The organism is Bacillus paranthracis (genome assembly GCF_001883995.1).
GTDB lineage: Bacteria > Bacillota > Bacilli > Bacillales > Bacillaceae_G > Bacillus_A > Bacillus_A paranthracis.
Genome location: NZ_MACE01000039.1, coordinates 81,437 through 99,808 on the forward strand (window position 1 = coordinate 81,437; position 18,372 = coordinate 99,808).

Below are 18,372 nucleotides of genomic sequence, written 5' to 3' on the forward strand. Positions count from 1 at the left end.
TTTCCTCCAGTCTACTTAAAACCCTTTATATTGAGGTTCTTCACGTTCTAATACTGAAACTCTATTTTGTAAATCAGCGATGATGCTGTCCATTTCTAGCATGCATTCGTGAAATACACGTTTTGTTTCTTCATCCTGTGAATTTAGTGAAAGGGAACTTAAACTTGCTTGAGCGCCCCTTACACTAGCGAGACAGGTTTTTACGCTAGCGATAACAGTCATACAAACACTCCTTATCCTTTCGGTTTGAATAACAATGCTCCGATGAAGCCGAAAATAATAGCTGCGGATACACCGGCGCTTGTTACTTTAAACATGCCGGTAATAACGCCAACGATGCCATGTTTTGCGGCTTCTTCCATTGCGCCGTGAACGAGGGCATTACCAAAGCTTGTAATAGGTACGGTTGCCCCAGCTCCAGCGAAGTCAATTAATGGTTCATACAAATTAAATCCATCTAATATAGCTCCAGCAACAACGAGTGTTGCCATTGTATGAGCGGGTGTTAGTTTGCCGACATCAAACATAAGTTGGCCAATTACACATATGAGTCCGCCAATGACGAAAGCCCAGAAAAAAATCATTGCGTTGCACCTCCGAATTCAATTGAAACGGCGTGAGCGATGCACGGAATCGTTTCTTCTTGTTGGAATGTAAGTGGAGATAGTAAAGCGCCTGTCGCAACGACAAGTATTTTTTTGAACTCTCCTCTTTTCATTCTGTTTAATAAATGACCGTACACGACTGTTGCGGAACATCCTGGTCCACTAGCCCCAGCTATGACAGGTTGCCCTTCTCTATAAATGAGCAGCCCGCAATCTTGAAACTGTTCGCTCGTTACTTTCGTTCCGTGTTTATGTAATAAGTCATAAGCAATTTCGCGGCCGACATGTCCGAGGTCACCGGTTACGATTAAATCGTAGTAAGAGGCGTCGATTTGGCGTTCGCGTAGGTGGGCCTCAATTGTATCGACGGCGGCTGGAGCCATTGCGCCTCCCATATTAAACGGATCGGTTAATCCCATATCAACCACTTTTCCGATTGTGGCTGATGTTACCCTAGGGCCGTTTCCAGTATCACTTAAAATAGCGGCTCCTGCTCCAGTTACTGTCCACTGCGCGGTAGGTGGCTTTTGTCCACCATATTCAGTAGGGTAGCGGAACTGTTTTTCTACAGCGGTGTTATGGCTTGATGCCCCAGTTAATAAATATTTTGCGCCTTTTGCATTTACGATACTCGCCCCAAGTGCTAAACCTTCCATAGAAGTAGAACAAGCGCCGAATAGTCCGAGATAAGGAGTGCCCAGTGTACGGCAAGCAAAACTTGTAGGGGTAATTTGATTAATTAAATCTCCTGCGAGTACAAATTGGATATCGTCTTTACGAAGTTCTGCTTTTTCAGTGGCGCGGCTACAAGCTTCTTCGAACAAAATTTTATGTGCTTTTTCATAGGAATCTTGTCCGAGCCATAAATCTTCATGAAGGATATCGAAGTCTTCGGGGATTTTTCCTTTTGCTTCAAACGGCCCGCCGACGACTCCTGTCGAAATAATAACTGGTTTGTTTTCAAATACCCACGTTCGGTGTCCTTGTAACATTTATAGCCCTCCCCATTGAACGAGAATCGTTTTAATAAGTGCGATGACGAAAGCTGAAAATACACCAAATAAAATAACGGAGCCGGCTAATTTAAACATGTTACCGCCAACGCCAAGGACAAACCCTTCCGTCCGGTGCTCGATACATGCGGCGACAACAGAGTTACCAAATCCAGTGACAGGTACAGCTGTCCCAGCACCTGCAAATTGACCGAGACGATCATATACGCCGAACCCAGTTAGTAACATCGAGATGAAAATAAGAGTTGCTACTGTTGGATTCCCTGCTGAGCGTTCAGTGAAATCGAAATACGTAATATAAAAAGTAGAAATGAGTTGCCCAATTAGGCAAATGAAACCACCAACGAAAAAGGCTTTTATACAGTTTTTTAAGACAGGACGCTTCGGTTCGCGTTCTTGCTCGAATTTTTTATATTCCTGTTGCACAGGGGTTAAGTTTTTATCTTTACTAGACATTGCAAACCTTCCTTTTCTTTTAAAAAGCGTTAAGTGTTAGACTCCATTTTTTTACCAATGAATTTTAATTGTTTATTAATTTCATCTTTAGATACCTTCTTTTCCTTAATTTTTCTTTCAAGCTTTTCAAGTAACATAAAGATTTTTTTATCTGTACTTACACGAACATCGAAAGTGGGGTGCTCATCACTTAGCTGCTTTTGGAGCTTCTTACGGAGAGGTTTTAATCCAAATCTTTCGTGATGCTCAGGTGTAACTGCTATGTAGAGATCTAAATTTGAATTTACTGCTGTACTTTTTATAATTTCATCCATAGTGAGAGCTCTTTTCTTGGCTCCTTGTGATATAGATTGATTAAAGGATTCCATACTCGTTTTTGTTAACTTTGGACCTTTCTCTTTCTCCGTTCGTTTTGCTTCTTCTTTCACTTTTTTATCTAAAGGACTATTATCACATCCGGTAAAAGAGCTAAATAGAAGGGCAAATAATACGGTTATGAGTCCGAGTTTTTGCATATTTATCATTCCATTTCTATTGCAATATGTAATGTGATAGAAAAAGGATGACTGCATATCATCCTTTTTCTATTTCACAGCAAGACTGATTCGTTATTGCTGTGAGTATTGTGGTTCTTCTTGTTGGACTTCTTCAACGCGTGGGTTTAAAGAATCGATAATCGTTTGTGTTTGCTGTGCAGCTGTTTGGAAAAGTTGCTTAGCTTGTTGGTTATCCGTATCAAGAGCGAATCCCTCTAAGCTAGCTTGTGCACTTTTTAATCCAGAAACAGTTTGTTTTAATTTCGTAATTACAGTCATTGAATGAAGCCCCCTTTGGAATATCAATTCAAAGATTATAATTTGTGAGTTGGGGTGAATTTATGATTGGAAAATTTAGGGGTGGGTGCTTTGTTAATATACTCATAACTAAGCGTCATAAAGGATTACGGGGATATTTTTATTGATTTAGATGGATTTTATTGCTATTATTATGAGAAGAAAATGAAGTGTTTTCTATTATCATGCGCCCATAGCTCAGTCGGATAGAGCGGTGGTTTCCGGTACCACGTCTGCCGGGGGTTCGAATCCCTCTGGGCGCGTCAAAAAGTCCTAACTTACGTTTTGTAGGTTAGGACTTTTTTTATTTTCCTCTTGTTATATCTGGTAATAAGATTTACTATTAGTACTTGATTATAAATTAATTCCGTTATTATTTTCTTTCAATATTATTCAAATTTCGGTTGTAAGTTGTAAATCTCATTAATACATATAAATTAATAATATTTTGGAATGGGTGTCTGTGATAGCATTCTCCTTTTACCAAACTTATTGTACAATAGAAACAAGGGGGAGATTAGTTTGAAGGCAAGTCTTTTACAAGAACAAAGCTTACGTTTGGCAATGACACAAGAGTTAAGGCAAGCGATTACAATGCTCCAGTATAATGTACAAGAATTATCGGAGTTTTTGTATGAGCAATCGTTAGAGAATCCCCTTATTGAGTTAGGTGGTTTTGAGAGGGAGAAGAAAAAGAGCTCTAACACAAGTAAAAGTACCAGCAAACAAGTCGAGAATCAGATGGAAATCTACAGTGTGGATTCTACAACGATTCAGCAACATTTATTAAATCAAATACAGTATTATAAAATAGAGGAAGAAGAGCGAAAAGTAGCTTCTTTCATTATTATGAACATGGATGGAAATGGGTATTTACAAGAGACGAACGAAGAGTTAGCAAATCTTCTTTCCGTACCACTTCATGTAGTTGACCGCTCTGTAGAGCTTGTCCAATCACTGGAGCCAGCAGGGGTAGGAGCGCGTAATATTCAGGAATGTCTAACTTTGCAATTGAAGCGCTTACAAAGGCGGAATGGATTAGCAGAAGAGGTTGTAGAAGACCATTTCGCTTATTTCGTGAAGAAAGATTGGCGAAAGCTCGTTCAAGTGTTGAAGTGTAGTAATGAGGAATTGCAATCGGCGGTGAACTGTATTACGTCATTACAGCCGAAACCAGGTCTTGCGTTTTCTTCTGATAAACCACTTTATATTGTGCCTGATATGGCGGTGAAAAAAGATGGTGATCGTCTCGTTTTACAAATGAATGAGAGAAATATGCCGAGAATTGAAATTCATTCTGAATATAGTGCGCTTCTTAATAATAGTGAAAGTGAAGTAGCATCTTACGTTTCAGAAAAGTATCAGCATGTGCAGTGGATTATGCGTAGTTTGAAACAGAGAAAACAAACGCTTTTGCAAGTAATGACCATTATTATGGAAAAACAACGTGATTTCTTCTGGAAAGGTCCGGAGTATTTAAAGCCACTTGCTTTAAAAGAAGTAGCTGAAGAGTTAAGTGTGCATGAATCGACAATTAGTCGCGCAACGCGAAATAAATATGTGCAAACACCACACGGTTTATTTGAGATGAAATCGTTCTTTAGTAATGCCGTTTCGACTACTGAAGATGAAGCAGTCTCTACAAAGCGTGTAAAACAATTTATTCAAACGCTTGTTGAGGCAGAGAATAAGAAAAAGCCACTTTCAGATCAAAAGATTTCAAAATTGTTAGAAGAAGAGCACGAAATCGTTATTTCTCGAAGAACAGTGGCGAAGTATAGAGAGCAAATGCACATTCCAGCGTCGTCATTACGAAAAACAATCGGATAGGTGAAGAAGATGAAAGTTGTACTGTATACAAAAAAAGATTGTGGCCTTTGCGTGAAGGCGAAACAAGTTTTACAGGAAGTACAATGTGAATATTCTTTTCAAATTGAGGAAATAGATATATATGAAGATAATGACCTTTTAGAAAAATATCATCTAATGATTCCGGTTGTAGAAATAGACGGAAAACAAGTAGAATATGGTAACATTCACAAAGGTGTCATAATAAACTATATAAAGAATGCAGTTAAGAGTTGAATAAGTTTCTATCTCCTGTTACAATAATACACGTAGCAGGGATTATTTTTTTAACCTATGTGGGACACAAAATGTCACTACGGGACGTAAAGTGACCACGAGGGAAAATGAACCGATGTAGTGAGGAGAAAAGATATGCGCTCATGGATTCAGAACACAAAAAAATTATTACCTGATCTGCTACCTGTTATGCAAACGAGAATGCAAATTCTTCAATACATTAGGCTTATGCAGCCGATTGGAAGAAGAAATTTATCAGCAAGTCTCGGTATGACAGAACGAGTATTGCGAAGTGAAGTTCAAGTTTTGAAAGAACAAAACTTAGTTCACGTCGCTTCTTCTGGAATGACTTTGACAGAAGAAGGAACAGCTTTAGTTCTTGCTTTGGAAGACTTTATGAAAGAAATTTCCGGGTTAAAGGTTTTAGAAAAGCAACTTAAGGAAACATTAGACTTGGATGAAGTTTTCGTTGTCCCTGGTGATAGTGATGAATCACCTTGGGTCAAACTGGAGATGGGCCGTGCTTGTGTGACTTGTATAAAAGACCGTCTGACAGCGAATAATATCGTTGCTGTGGCTGGAGGAACTACGCTAGCTGCTGTTGCGGACATGATGCAGCTTGATTGCAAAGATTTACATATGCTATTTGTCCCAGCACGTGGTGGAATTGGAGAAGGCGTCGAGTTAGAAGCCAATACCATTTGTGCCAAAATGGCGCAAAATACGATGAGTAATTATCGCTTATTGTATGTTCCAGACCATGTTAGCAGCGAAGCATATGCGTCTATTGTGACAGAGCCTTCCGTGAAAGAAGTTCTTGAGTTGATTCGATCTTCCAATATCGTCATTCATGGAATAGGTGATGCGTTAACAATGGCACGTCGCAGAAATACTTCAGAAGCAGATTGGTTAAAGATTCAGGCAAGCGAAGCAGTTGGCGAAGCTTTCGGTTACTACTTTAATGAACAAGGAAATGTTGTTCATAAAGTAAGAACAGTTGGTATGCAACTAGAGGATTTACAAAATGTATCTCACGTTGTTGCAGTCGCTGGAGGTTCTTCAAAGGCAAAGGCAATACAGGCTGTAATTAAACAAGGGCACACTTCAATTCTAATTACAGATGAAGGTGCAGCAAAACAGTTAACAAAGGGTATTACCCTTTAATATAATCCCCCAAGGAGGAAATTCAAATGACTAAAATTGGTATTAATGGATTTGGACGTATCGGACGTAACGTATTCCGCGCAGCACTTAACAACCCAGAGGTAGAAGTAGTAGCAATCAACGACTTAACAGATGCTAAAACTTTAGCTCACCTTTTAAAATATGACACAGTTCACGGAACTTTAAACGCAGAAGTATCTGCTAACGAAAGCAGCATCGTTGTTAACGGTAAAGAAATTAAAGTTATCGCTGAGCGTGACCCAGCACAATTACCATGGAGCGACTACGGAGTAGAAATCGTAGTAGAATCTACTGGCCGTTTCACTAAAAAAGCAGACGCTGAAAAACACTTAGGTGGATCAGTTAAAAAAGTTATCATCTCAGCTCCAGCTTCTGACGAAGATATCACTGTAGTTATGGGTGTTAACCACGAACAATACGATGCAGCTAGCCACAACGTAGTATCTAACGCTTCTTGTACTACAAACTGCTTAGCTCCATTCGCTAAAGTATTAAACGAAAAATTCGGCGTAAAACGCGGAATGATGACAACAATTCACTCTTACACTAACGACCAACAAATCTTAGACTTACCACACAAAGATTTACGTCGTGCTCGTGCAGCAGCTGAAAACATGATCCCAACATCTACTGGTGCAGCTAAAGCAGTAGCATTAGTATTACCAGAACTTAAAGGTAAATTAAACGGTGGCGCTGTACGTGTTCCAACTGCTAACGTTTCTCTAGTTGACCTAGTTGTTGAACTTGACAAAGAAGTAACAGTTGAAGAAGTAAATGCAGCATTCAAAGCAGCAGCTGAAGGCGAATTAAAAGGTATCCTTGGATACAGCGAAGAGCCATTAGTATCTATCGACTATAACGGATGTACAGCTTCTTCTACAATCGATGCATTATCTACAATGGTAATGGAAGGTAACATGGTTAAAGTACTTTCTTGGTACGATAACGAAACTGGTTACTCTAACCGCGTAGTAGACCTAGCAGCTTACATGACTTCAAAAGGTCTTTAATTCTTAATTATATAAGTTATCAATGACAAAACGAGGGAGAGGGTTTGTTCCCTCTCTCTCTTCTTTCGTTTTAAAAGCAAATGTGTTAAGCTTTTGAGTGGGTTTTGTCAATCCTAACTAGTAGTCGGAGGGAAATCCAATGAACAAAAAATCAATTCGTGACGTAGATTTAAAAGGTAAGCGTGTATTTTGCCGCGTTGACTTCAACGTACCTATGAAAGAAGGCAAAATTACAGATGAAACTCGTATCCGTGCAGCTCTTCCTACAATTCAATATTTAGTAGAGCAAGGTGCGAAAGTTATTTTAGCAAGCCACTTAGGCCGTCCAAAAGGTCAAGTAGTAGAAGAATTACGTCTTACTCCAGTAGCAGCACGTTTAGGCGAGCTTCTTGGTAAAGATGTTAAAAAAGCAGACGAAGCATTCGGACCAGTTGCACAAGAAATGGTTGCAGCAATGAACGAAGGCGACGTATTAGTTCTTGAAAACGTACGTTTCTATGCGGGCGAAGAAAAGAACGATGCAGAACTTGCGAAAGAATTTGCAGCTCTTGCTGACATCTTCGTAAACGATGCATTCGGTGCAGCTCACCGTGCTCATGCTTCTACAGCAGGTATCGCGGACTACCTACCAGCAGTATCTGGTTTACTAATGGAAAAAGAGTTAGATGTTCTTGGAAAAGCACTTTCTAACCCAGATCGTCCATTCACAGCTATCATCGGTGGGGCGAAAGTAAAAGATAAAATCGGTGTAATTCGTCATCTATTAGACAAAGTAGATAACTTAATCATCGGTGGCGGACTTGCTTACACATTCGTTAAAGCTTTAGGTCATGAAATTGGTCTATCTCTATGTGAAGACGACAAGATCGAACTAGCAAAAGAATTTATGCAACTTGCAAAAGAAAAAGGCGTAAACTTCTACATGCCAGTTGATGTTGTAATCACTGAGGAATTCTCTGAAACTGCAACAACTAAAATCGTTAATATCGATTCTATCCCTTCTAACTGGGAAGGCGTGGACATCGGTCCTAAAACACGTGAAATTTATGCAGATGTAATTAAAAACTCTAAGCTTGTTGTATGGAATGGACCAATGGGTGTATTCGAAATGACTCCATTCTCACAAGGTACAAAAGCAGTAGGACAAGCATTAGCAGATGCAGAAGGTACATACTCTGTTATCGGCGGTGGTGACTCTGCAGCAGCTGTTGAAAAATTCGGTATGGCTGATAAAATGAGCCACATTTCTACTGGCGGCGGTGCGTCATTAGAATTCATGGAAGGTAAAGAGCTTCCAGGTGTAGTTTGTCTTAACGACAAATAAGTAGCAGCCAAAGAAAAAGGACGGTGCAAAGCATGCGTAAACCAATTATCGCAGGTAACTGGAAAATGAATAAAACTCTATCTGAAGCAGTTAGCTTCGTAGAGGAAGTTAAAGGTCAAATCCCAGCAGCTTCAGCTGTTGATGCAGTAGTTTGCTCTCCAGCTCTATTCTTAGAGCGCCTTGTAGCAGCGACTGAAGGAACTGATTTACAAGTAGGTGCACAAAACATGCACTTCGAAAAAAATGGTGCATTCACTGGCGAAATTAGCCCAGTAGCACTTAGCGACTTAAAAGTTGGCTATGTAGTACTTGGCCACTCTGAGCGTCGTGAAATGTTTGCTGAAACAGATGAGTCAGTAAACAAAAAGACTATCGCAGCATTTGAACATGGTTTAACACCAATCGTATGTTGTGGTGAGACTTTAGAAGAGCGCGAAAGCGGAAAAACATTTGATCTAGTAGCAGGTCAAGTGACAAAAGCACTTGCAGGTTTAACTGAAGAGCAAGTTAAAGCAACTGTTATCGCTTATGAGCCAATCTGGGCTATCGGTACAGGTAAATCTTCTTCTTCTGCAGATGCAAACGAAGTATGTGCGCACATCCGTAAAGTTGTTGCAGAAGCTGTTTCTCCAGCTGCTGCAGAAGCTGTTCGTATCCAATACGGCGGTAGCGTAAAACCAGAAAACATTAAAGAGTACATGGCACAATCTGACATCGACGGCGCTTTAGTTGGCGGTGCTAGCTTAGAGCCTGCTTCGTTCTTAGGTCTTCTGGAGGCGGTAAAATGAGAAAGCCAACAGCTCTAATTATTCTTGACGGTTTCGGACTTCGTGAAGAAACTTACGGGAATGCTGTAGCACAAGCTAAGAAACCTAATTTTGATGGTTACTGGAACAAATTCCCTCACACAACGCTTACAGCTTGTGGCGAGGCAGTAGGTCTTCCAGAAGGTCAAATGGGTAACTCTGAGGTTGGTCACTTAAATATCGGTGCTGGCCGCATTGTATATCAAAGCTTAACACGCGTAAACGTTGCAATTCGTGAAGGTGAGTTCGATAAGAACGAAACGTTCCAAAGTGCAATTAAAAGCGTAAAAGAAAAAGGTACTGCACTTCATTTATTCGGTTTACTTTCTGACGGTGGTGTGCACAGTCACATGAACCACATGTTTGCTCTTCTTCGCTTAGCAGCTAAAGAAGGCGTTGAGAAAGTATACATTCATGCATTCTTAGATGGCCGCGATGTTGGACCAAAAACAGCACAAAGCTATATCGATGCAACAAATGAAGTAATTAAAGAAACAGGAGTAGGACAATTCGCGACTATCTCTGGTCGTTATTACTCCATGGACCGTGACAAGCGTTGGGATCGCGTAGAAAAATGTTACCGTGCTATGGTGAATGGTGAAGGACCTACTTATAAATCAGCAGAAGAGTGTGTAGAAGACTCTTATGCAAATGGTATCTACGATGAATTCGTATTGCCGTCTGTAATTGTTAACGAAGATAACACGCCAGTTGCAACAATCAATGATGATGATGCAGTTATCTTCTATAACTTCCGTCCAGACCGTGCAATTCAAATTGCTCGTGTATTTACAAACGAAGACTTCCGTGAGTTCGATCGTGGTGAAAAAGTACCTCACATTCCAGAATTCGTATGTATGACACACTTTAGTGAAACAGTAGATGGTTACGTGGCATTCAAGCCAATGAACCTTGATAACACTTTAGGTGAAGTTGTTGCGCAAGCGGGATTAAAGCAACTTCGCATCGCGGAAACTGAAAAGTATCCGCACGTTACATTCTTCTTTAGCGGTGGTCGTGAGGCTGAATTCCCAGGAGAAGAACGTATCTTAATTAACTCACCGAAGGTTGCAACGTATGACTTGAAACCTGAAATGAGCATTTACGAAGTAACGGACGCTTTAGTAAATGAAATCGAAAATGATAAACATGATGTTATCATTCTTAACTTTGCGAACTGTGATATGGTTGGCCATTCTGGGATGATGGAACCAACAATTAAAGCAGTAGAAGCAACTGACGAATGTTTAGGAAAAGTTGTAGAAGCGATTCTTGCAAAAGATGGTGTAGCACTTATTACTGCTGACCATGGTAATGCTGACGAAGAATTAACTTCTGACGGAGAGCCAATGACAGCTCATACAACTAACCCGGTTCCTTTCATTGTTACTAAGAACGACGTAGAATTACGTGAAGGTGGTATCTTAGGTGATATCGCTCCAACTATGCTTACACTTCTTGGTGTTGAGCAACCGAAAGAAATGACAGGTAAAACAATTATTAAATAATTTGCTTATATAAAAAGGAGAGAATTTATTATGTCAACAATTATTGATGTTTATGCTCGCGAAGTCCTTGACTCTCGTGGTAACCCAACTGTAGAAGTAGAAGTTTACACAGAAAGCGGCGCTTTCGGACGCGCTATCGTACCAAGTGGTGCATCTACTGGTGAACACGAAGCAGTAGAATTACGTGACGGTGACAAATCTCGTTACCTTGGTAAAGGTGTTGTTAACGCAGTAAACAACGTTAACGAAATTATCGCTCCAGAAATCGTTGGTTTCGACGTAACTGACCAAGCTGGTATCGACCGTGCTATGATCGAATTAGATGGCACTCCAAACAAAGGTAAACTAGGCGCTAACGCTATCCTTGGTGTATCTATGGCAGTAGCTCACGCAGCAGCTGACTTCGTAGGTCTTCCATTATACCGTTACCTTGGTGGATTCAATGCAAAACAATTACCAACTCCAATGATGAACATCATCAACGGTGGTTCTCACGCTGATAACAACGTAGACTTCCAAGAGTTCATGATCTTACCAGTTGGTGCTCCAACATTCAAAGAATCAATCCGTATGGGTGCTGAAGTATTCCATGCACTTAAAGCTGTATTACATGACAAAGGTCTTAACACTGCAGTAGGTGACGAAGGTGGATTCGCTCCAAACCTTGGTTCTAACCGTGAAGCATTAGAAGTAATCATCGAAGCTATCGAAAAAGCTGGTTACAAAGCTGGCGAGAACGTATTCTTAGGAATGGACGTTGCTTCTTCTGAGTTCTACAACAAAGAAACTGGTAAATATGACCTTGCAGGCGAAGGCCGTACTGGCTTAACTTCTGCAGAAATGGTTGATTTCTACGAAGAGCTTTGCAAAGACTTCCCAATCATCTCTATCGAAGATGGTTTAGACGAAAACGACTGGGATGGTCACAAATTATTAACTGAGCGTCTTGGAAGCAAAGTACAATTAGTTGGTGACGATTTATTCGTAACTAACACTCAAAAACTTGCTGAAGGTATCGAAAAAGGTATCTCTAACTCAATCTTAATTAAAGTTAACCAAATCGGTACTTTAACTGAGACTTTCGAAGCTATCGAAATGGCTAAACGTGCTGGTTACACAGCAGTTGTATCTCACCGTTCTGGTGAAACTGAAGATGCTACAATCGCTGACATCGCAGTTGCAACTAACGCTGGCCAAATCAAAACTGGTTCTATGAGCCGTACTGACCGTATTGCTAAGTACAACCAATTATTACGCATCGAAGACGAACTAGGCGAAATCGCTGTTTACGATGGTATCAAATCTTTCTACAACATCAAACGATAATTGTAGAAAATAACGACAGACCGTGAGAAATCACGGTCTGTTTTTTTATGCTAAAATTGTTCCCCCGTCATAAGTGACATGAAATGTTTAAAGAAACTGTTATAATCAAAATCAATTGCAATTTGATGACCCGGCCAATCAATAAATGGCTTTTGGTTCACTAAAGAACGAAATTCCCCTATGCTTGCTCCTTGTGCAGAGGATTCTGTCATGACAACGATAGGGGATTTGTGATACGTAAACATAGAGTTATCAAGTAAAGCGAGTATTGGCATTGTGTCATGGAAGGGGCTACCCTTTAAATGTGGTAGAGCATTTTTATAATAGCCGTAGTAATAATGATCGAATAACGGTTTGACGAGTGGGGCTTTTCCTTTTGCTTCAATATATTCAGCCATTTCTGGTGTAATGATGGAATATTGGGTGACGTTTAATGGATAGATGTACATGTTAGGTGAGGATTGAAGGACTATATTAGCGGCAGTAGGGTCACCATAAAAGTTTGCTTCAGAAATAGGGGTGACATTACCAGGATGTAAAAAGGCACCGCCCATTACGTAGTAAGATTTAATTTGTTTCATTAACTGTTTGCACATGATAAATAAAATTGCTAGAGAGGTAAGTCTTCCTAAACTTACAATGATTAATTCATCTTTATACTGTTCAATAAGAGGAATCACTTCAAAGAAATTCTCCATTTCTCCGTTAGTCACATTCCCATTTGGGATAATTGGCCCAAGCCCTTGTTTCCCGTGTACTTCTGTAAAAAAAGCAGGCGGGGCACCAGTAAGAGGGCGTTCTGAACCACCGAATATCTTAATATTTCTATTCCTTGTTTCATTCTTAAGAAAATGAGCATTTTGTACGGCCATCTCTTTTGGAACATTGCCGTAATCAGCAACAATACCGATGATTTCTATTTCATCGATAAAGAATGCTAAGAGGAGAGCCATCGTATCATCAATGCCAGGATCACAAAAAATAAGAACTTTTTTGGGCATATGTTCACCACCTATCTTGTTTATATATATGTAAGCTTAAAGGTAAAAAGATTATTTTATTGAAATAACAACCTTTAAAATTCAGAAAATAAAAACTTCTTATATTAGGTCAAGGTTTTTGACTTAATTTTCTTTTAGAAATGTAGTCATATCAAGGTTGTAAGCGTATAACATAGGCGTTTTTTGATGTCAAGTTGATAAATTGCAGCTTTTTACAATTTATACTATGATAAAGATATTAACAGAAGATCGTATAAACAAGAGGGATGATGAACATGAAATTTACAAAGATTCTTGTCCAAATTGCTGCTCTTTACGTTTTTTATATGGTTGGAACTTGGGTACAAGAAATGTTAAATATTCCAATCCCAGGAAGTTTGATTGGAATGTTCCTCTTACTTGTTTTACTTAGCCTAAAAGTTCTTCCAGTGAAATGGTTCGATTTAGGAGCAGAAACACTCGTTGCTATTATGCCGTTTTTATTAATTCCGCCAACGCTTGGCCTAATGAATTACGGTGCTTTTTTTATGAGTAAAGGAATTTCTCTTTTCATTACAGTTGTAGCGAGTACATTTTTAATCATTATTGTCGCAGGACATACAGGACAATATCTTGCGAATAGAAAGGAAAGAGAGTCGCGATGAGTCAAATATTAATCGGGATCGGTTGGGTTCTTTTTACGGTGCTATTATATCAATTATCTAAAAAAATCTATAAATTATTTCCAACACCATTCACCATTCCAATGCTTGTAGCAACAGGATTAATGGCTTTCCTATTTATCGTGCTTGATATACCATATCAACATTATATGGAAAGTGGTGGCGGCTGGATTGCAAAGCTACTTGGACCCGGTGTTGTAGCATTTGCAATTCCTCTTTATAAACAACGTCACGTTCTGCAAAAGTATGTTGTACCGATTGCCGGTGGTGTATTAGTAGGTACAACAGTTGCCATTGCAAGTGACTTTGCTATTGCGTCACTTATGGGAACAGATAAAAGCTTAATTTTATCTTCTTTACCAAAATCGGTGACAATGCCAGTTGCGATGAGTGTTTCGGAGCAAGTTGGTGGTGTACCGTCATTAACAGCAGCTTTCGTTGTTATTGCAGGTATTACTGGAACGATTACCGGCCCGCTTTTATTAAAATGGAGCCGCGTTACAAACTCAGTTGGTAAAGGTATCGGATTTGGATGTGCTTCTCATATTATGGGCGTGATGAGAGCGATGAAAAATAATGAACATGAAGGTGTTATTGGATCGGTAACAATGACATTAACAGCCATTTTGACATGTTTGCTCGGGCCGCTATTTGCAATGATGTTCATGTAATAGAAGAAAAGCGAGAGCAACCTTATAGCTCTCGCTTTTCTATAGAATTTATGCTACAGTTACAATAACTGAATCTTTGTAGGAGGTACGCCAAGTGCATACGTTATTATCCGTTTTACTTATTATTGTATCGATTTTAATGATTGTTATGGTACTTATGCAGTCTAGTAATAGCTCAGGCCTTTCAGGTGCAATTTCAGGCGGTGCAGAGCAATTATTTGGTAAGCAAAAAGCACGTGGAATTGAAGCGGTATTAAACCGTATTACAATTGTTTTAGCTGTATTGTTCTTCGCATTAACAATTGGTGTTACGTACTTAAACTTATAGAATTGAAAGAAGGAGCGTTAGTAGGATGTACTAATGGTTCTTCTTTTTTTGTTTTGCCATTTGAAAGATGTTTCTAATTAGATTATAGAAATATAAATATGGTACACTAGATATAGAAAGAATACGACTAGATTACAGAAGAGAAAGAGGAGAAGTACATGATGAAATTAGCATCTCCGAAACCATTTACATTTGAGGGTGGAGACCGCGCTGTTTTATTACTACATGGATTCACAGGAAACTCAGCTGATGTACGTATGTTAGGGCGTTTCTTAGAAAAGAAAGGCTACACTTGTCATGCCCCAATTTATAAAGGGCACGGTGTACCACCAGAAGAGCTTGTTCATACAGGTCCTGAAGATTGGTGGCAAGATGTAACGGAGGCATATCAGCTTTTAAAAGATAAAGGTTTTGAGAAAATTGCTGTCGTTGGATTGTCACTTGGCGGAGTATTTTCACTAAAATTAGGTTATACAGTACCGGTTTTAGGTGTAGTGCCGATGTGTGCACCAATGTATATTAAGAGTGAAGAAACGATGTACCAAGGTATATTGGCATATGCCCGCGAATATAAAAAGCGTGAGCAAAAATCACCAGAGCAAATCGAACAAGAAATGTTGGAATTCCAAAAGACACCGATGAATACATTAAAAGCATTACAACAATTAATTGCTGACGTACGTAACAATGTGGACATGATTTATGCACCAACATTTGTTGTACAAGCGCGTCATGATGAAATGATTAATACAGATAGTGCGAACATTATTTATAACGGTGTAGAATCAACGTTAAAAGACATTAAATGGTATGAAGACTCTACGCATGTCATTACACTTGATAAGCAGCGTGACGAGCTACATGAGGATGTATATAACTTCTTGGAGCAACTAGATTGGTAAGATCTAGTTGCCTCTTTTTTTCATAAGGAATTTTTTGTGAAAACTGTAAAAATCATAAGGGGAGTATTGAAGTTTCGCTTTATACATCCCCTATCTTTCGGATACACTAAATAATATAAGGTTTTAAAGGAGGTATTTTTGCTTGGAAGAAATCATACAAGAACATATTGATAAGTTGTTATTATTTATGAGAGAAGAAGCGTATAAACCGCTAACGATACAAGAGTTAGAAGAGGCATTTGGGATTGAAGGTTCTGAGGGCTTTAAAGATTTCGTAAAAGCACTTGTAACGATGGAAGAAAAGGGACTTGTTATTCGTACTCGTAGCAACCGTTACGGTCTTCCTGAAAAGATGAATTTAATACGTGGTAAGTTAATTGGACATGCGCGTGGTTTTGCATTTGTTGTACCAGACGAGAAGAAAACAGGAGACGATGATCTTTTCATCCCGCCTACAGAATTAAACGGTGCACTTCACGGCGATACAGTATTAGCACGCCTTAGTTCCCAATCGAGTGGTTCGCGTCAAGAAGGTTCCATTGTACGCATTTTAGAACGCGGAACGAAAGAATTAGTTGGTACATATACAGAATCGAAAAACTTTGGATTTGTTATACCTGACAATAAACGCTGGACAAGTGACATTTTCGTATTGAAAAGCGCATCAATGGGTGCTGTAGAAGGTCATAAAGTAGTTGTGAAAATTACGAGCTATCCAGAGAATCGTTTAAGTGCAGAAGGTGAAGTTGTTCAAATTCTAGGTCATAAAAATGACCCAGGAGTAGATATTTTATCTGTTATTCATAAACATCATTTACCTTTAGCGTTCCCTGAAGAAGTGATGGAACACGCAAACAGTGTACCAGAAACGATTTCAGAGGAAGATTTAAAAGATCGCCGTGACCTGCGTGACCAAATGATCGTAACGATTGACGGTGCAGACGCGAAAGATTTAGATGACGCTGTTACAGTAACGAAGCTTGAGAACGGTAACTATAAGCTTGGCGTTCACATTGCGGATGTAAGCCATTATGTTCAAGAAGGTTCTCCAATTGATGTAGAAGCAGCGGAAAGAGCGACGAGTGTATATCTTGTTGACCGTGTAATTCCGATGATTCCGCACCGTCTATCTAACGGTATTTGTTCATTAAATCCGAAAGTAGACCGTCTGACGTTATCTTGTGAAATGGAAATCAATAATTTAGGTGACGTTGTTAAACACGAGATTTTCCAAAGTGTAATTAAAACGACAGAGCGTATGACGTATGCTGACGTAAGAAGCATTTTAGAAGATGAGGACGAAGAATTAATTAAACGCTATGAGCCGCTCGTACCGATGTTTAAAGAGATGGGCCAATTGGCACAAATTTTACGTGAAAAACGTATGCGCCGCGGGGCAATCGACTTTGACTTTAAAGAAGCGAAAGTATTAGTAGATGAAGAAGGAAAACCGACAGACGTTGTTATGCGTGATCGTTCTGTATCAGAGAAGTTAATTGAAGAATTTATGCTTGTTGCAAACGAAACAGTAGCAGAGCATTTCCACTGGATGAACGTACCATTCATGTACCGTGTCCATGAAGATCCGAAAGAAGATAAGCTAGAGCGTTTCTTTGAGTTTGTAACGAACTTCGGATATGCAGTAAAAGGACGTGCAAATGAAGTACATCCTCGTGCGCTGCAACAAATTCTTGAAATGGTTCAAGGGCAGCCTGAAGAAGTAGTCATTTCAACAGTTATGCTTCGTTCTATGAAGCAAGCGCGTTACGATGCAGAAAGTTTAGGTCACTTTGGTTTATCAACTGAGTTCTACACACATTTCACATCACCAATTCGTCGTTACCCAGATACGATTGTTCATCGATTAATTCGTGAATACATCATTAACGGTAAAGTCGACAATGAAACACAAGCAAAATGGCGTGAAAAATTACCTGAGATTGCAGAGCACTCTTCTAATATGGAGCGTCGTGCAGTTGAAGCAGAACGTGAAACAGACGAGCTGAAAAAAGCAGAATATATGCTTGATAAGATCGGCGAAGAGTATGACGGTATGATTAGCTCTGTAACAAACTTCGGTTTATTCGTAGAGCTTCCAAATACAATTGAAGGTCTTGTACACGTTAGCTACTTAACGGATGATTACTATCGTTATGATGAGCAGCATTTCGCAATGATCGGAGAACGTACAGGTAACGTATTCCGCATCGGTGACGAAATTACAATTCGCGTTATTAACGTAAACAAAGACGAGCGAGCAATCGACTTTGAAATCGTTGGCATGAAAGGTACGCCTCGTCGTAAGTTCAAAGATCGTCCAGTCGTGATTGAACAGCCAAGAACAGGCAGAAAGAAACGCGGCGGACGTAGCGAACGCAGTAATGAGCGCGGCGGAGAACGTGGCACAGGTAGAAAATTTGACCGTGGTGGCAAAGGTAAAGGAAGAGGATCTGCATCCGCGTCCGCTAGCCAACCAGGGAAAAAAGATGGTAACGGCAAGAAGAAAAAAGCATTCTTCGAAAACGTACCAGGATTCAAGAAGAAGAAGAAAAAGCGTAAGTAAGAAAAGGATGGCTTCGCTTTGATAAAAAGCGGGGCTTTTTCTTTTTTCTTAGTGGCTGGAGAACGAGCCACTTTCGCTTTTTATGGAATCCAGC

Annotated in this window: 20 protein-coding genes and 1 tRNA gene; 14 read left to right on the plus strand and 7 right to left on the minus strand. The window is 39.7% G+C overall.

The features are described 5' to 3' along the window. Window positions 1-15: 15 nt before the first annotated feature. From BAQ46_RS15435 to BAQ46_RS15460, 6 genes are all read right to left on the minus strand, one after another. Complete coding sequence (locus BAQ46_RS15435) at window positions 16-222, minus strand: DUF1657 domain-containing protein (RefSeq protein WP_000215911.1); 207 nt, start codon at window positions 220-222, stop codon at window positions 16-18. A gap of 11 nt (window positions 223-233) precedes the next feature. After that, window positions 234-584: a stage V sporulation protein AE gene (spoVAE, locus tag BAQ46_RS15440; protein WP_000575919.1), complete on the minus strand. Its 351-nt coding sequence runs from the start codon at window positions 582-584 to the stop codon at window positions 234-236. Beyond that, a complete protein-coding gene (gene spoVAD / locus BAQ46_RS15445; protein WP_000938956.1) occupies window positions 581-1,597 on the minus strand; it encodes a stage V sporulation protein AD in 1,017 nt (338 codons plus the stop codon). The genes spoVAE and spoVAD overlap by 4 nt, the downstream gene beginning before the upstream one ends. Then, entirely contained in the window at window positions 1,598-2,074 is a 477-nt protein-coding gene (spoVAC, locus tag BAQ46_RS15450; protein ID WP_000095407.1) for a stage V sporulation protein AC, read from the minus strand. It lies immediately after the preceding gene. Window positions 2,075-2,103: 29 nt separating this feature from the next. Then, complete coding sequence (locus BAQ46_RS15455) at window positions 2,104-2,589, minus strand: YhcN/YlaJ family sporulation lipoprotein (protein WP_001170598.1); 486 nt, start codon at window positions 2,587-2,589, stop codon at window positions 2,104-2,106. A gap of 93 nt (window positions 2,590-2,682) precedes the next feature. Then, entirely contained in the window at window positions 2,683-2,889 is a 207-nt protein-coding gene (locus BAQ46_RS15460; RefSeq protein WP_000216166.1) for a DUF1657 domain-containing protein, read from the minus strand. Between the two features lie 205 nt (window positions 2,890-3,094). Between BAQ46_RS15460 and BAQ46_RS15465 the strand changes: the two genes are divergently transcribed. From BAQ46_RS15465 to eno, 9 genes are all read left to right on the plus strand, one after another. Continuing rightward, window positions 3,095-3,170: transfer RNA gene (locus BAQ46_RS15465), tRNA-Arg, on the plus strand. A gap of 259 nt (window positions 3,171-3,429) precedes the next feature. After that, a complete protein-coding gene (gene rpoN, locus BAQ46_RS15470) occupies window positions 3,430-4,737 on the plus strand; it encodes an RNA polymerase factor sigma-54 (protein ID WP_000647985.1) in 1,308 nt (435 codons plus the stop codon). A gap of 9 nt (window positions 4,738-4,746) precedes the next feature. Continuing rightward, on the plus strand, window positions 4,747-4,992 hold the full coding sequence (locus tag BAQ46_RS15475) for a glutaredoxin family protein (protein WP_000869729.1): 246 nt from the start codon (window positions 4,747-4,749) through the stop codon (window positions 4,990-4,992). 135 nt (window positions 4,993-5,127) lie between these two features. Beyond that, a complete protein-coding gene (gene cggR / locus BAQ46_RS15480; RefSeq protein ID WP_001258187.1) occupies window positions 5,128-6,156 on the plus strand; it encodes a gapA transcriptional regulator CggR in 1,029 nt (342 codons plus the stop codon). Window positions 6,157-6,182: 26 nt separating this feature from the next. Continuing rightward, window positions 6,183-7,187: a type I glyceraldehyde-3-phosphate dehydrogenase gene (gap, locus tag BAQ46_RS15485; protein WP_000161231.1), complete on the plus strand. Its 1,005-nt coding sequence runs from the start codon at window positions 6,183-6,185 to the stop codon at window positions 7,185-7,187. Between the two features lie 139 nt (window positions 7,188-7,326). Further along, complete coding sequence (locus tag BAQ46_RS15490; RefSeq protein WP_001036343.1) at window positions 7,327-8,511, plus strand: phosphoglycerate kinase; 1,185 nt, start codon at window positions 7,327-7,329, stop codon at window positions 8,509-8,511. Between the two features lie 32 nt (window positions 8,512-8,543). Next, window positions 8,544-9,299: a triose-phosphate isomerase gene (gene tpiA / locus BAQ46_RS15495; RefSeq protein WP_001231036.1), complete on the plus strand. Its 756-nt coding sequence runs from the start codon at window positions 8,544-8,546 to the stop codon at window positions 9,297-9,299. Beyond that, window positions 9,296-10,825, plus strand: a complete 1,530-nt coding sequence (gene gpmI / locus BAQ46_RS15500) for a 2,3-bisphosphoglycerate-independent phosphoglycerate mutase (RefSeq protein WP_001231150.1) — start codon at window positions 9,296-9,298, stop codon at window positions 10,823-10,825. The genes tpiA and gpmI overlap by 4 nt, the downstream gene beginning before the upstream one ends. A 30-nt stretch (window positions 10,826-10,855) precedes the next feature. Beyond that, a complete protein-coding gene (gene eno / locus BAQ46_RS15505) occupies window positions 10,856-12,151 on the plus strand; it encodes a phosphopyruvate hydratase (protein WP_000103957.1) in 1,296 nt (431 codons plus the stop codon). Between the two features lie 50 nt (window positions 12,152-12,201). Here the strand turns inward: eno and BAQ46_RS15510 are convergent, their stop codons facing one another. Continuing rightward, on the minus strand, window positions 12,202-13,152 hold the full coding sequence (locus BAQ46_RS15510) for a nucleoside hydrolase (RefSeq protein WP_001125031.1): 951 nt from the start codon (window positions 13,150-13,152) through the stop codon (window positions 12,202-12,204). Window positions 13,153-13,427: 275 nt separating this feature from the next. Between BAQ46_RS15510 and BAQ46_RS15515 the strand changes: the two genes are divergently transcribed. From BAQ46_RS15515 to rnr, 5 genes are all read left to right on the plus strand, one after another. Beyond that, the gene (locus tag BAQ46_RS15515) at window positions 13,428-13,796 is read left to right on the plus strand and encodes a CidA/LrgA family holin-like protein (RefSeq protein ID WP_000673222.1); all 369 of its coding nucleotides are present in this window, start codon (window positions 13,428-13,430) and stop codon (window positions 13,794-13,796) included. Next, a complete protein-coding gene (locus tag BAQ46_RS15520; RefSeq protein WP_000078304.1) occupies window positions 13,793-14,485 on the plus strand; it encodes an LrgB family protein in 693 nt (230 codons plus the stop codon). The genes BAQ46_RS15515 and BAQ46_RS15520 overlap by 4 nt, the downstream gene beginning before the upstream one ends. A gap of 94 nt (window positions 14,486-14,579) precedes the next feature. Next, window positions 14,580-14,813: a preprotein translocase subunit SecG gene (gene secG, locus BAQ46_RS15525; RefSeq protein ID WP_000557262.1), complete on the plus strand. Its 234-nt coding sequence runs from the start codon at window positions 14,580-14,582 to the stop codon at window positions 14,811-14,813. Window positions 14,814-14,974: 161 nt separating this feature from the next. Next, the gene (gene estA / locus BAQ46_RS15530; protein WP_000761976.1) at window positions 14,975-15,715 is read left to right on the plus strand and encodes a carboxylesterase; all 741 of its coding nucleotides are present in this window, start codon (window positions 14,975-14,977) and stop codon (window positions 15,713-15,715) included. 142 nt (window positions 15,716-15,857) lie between these two features. Further along, window positions 15,858-18,278: a ribonuclease R gene (gene rnr / locus BAQ46_RS15535; protein WP_000391094.1), complete on the plus strand. Its 2,421-nt coding sequence runs from the start codon at window positions 15,858-15,860 to the stop codon at window positions 18,276-18,278. Window positions 18,279-18,372: the final 94 nt, after the last annotated feature.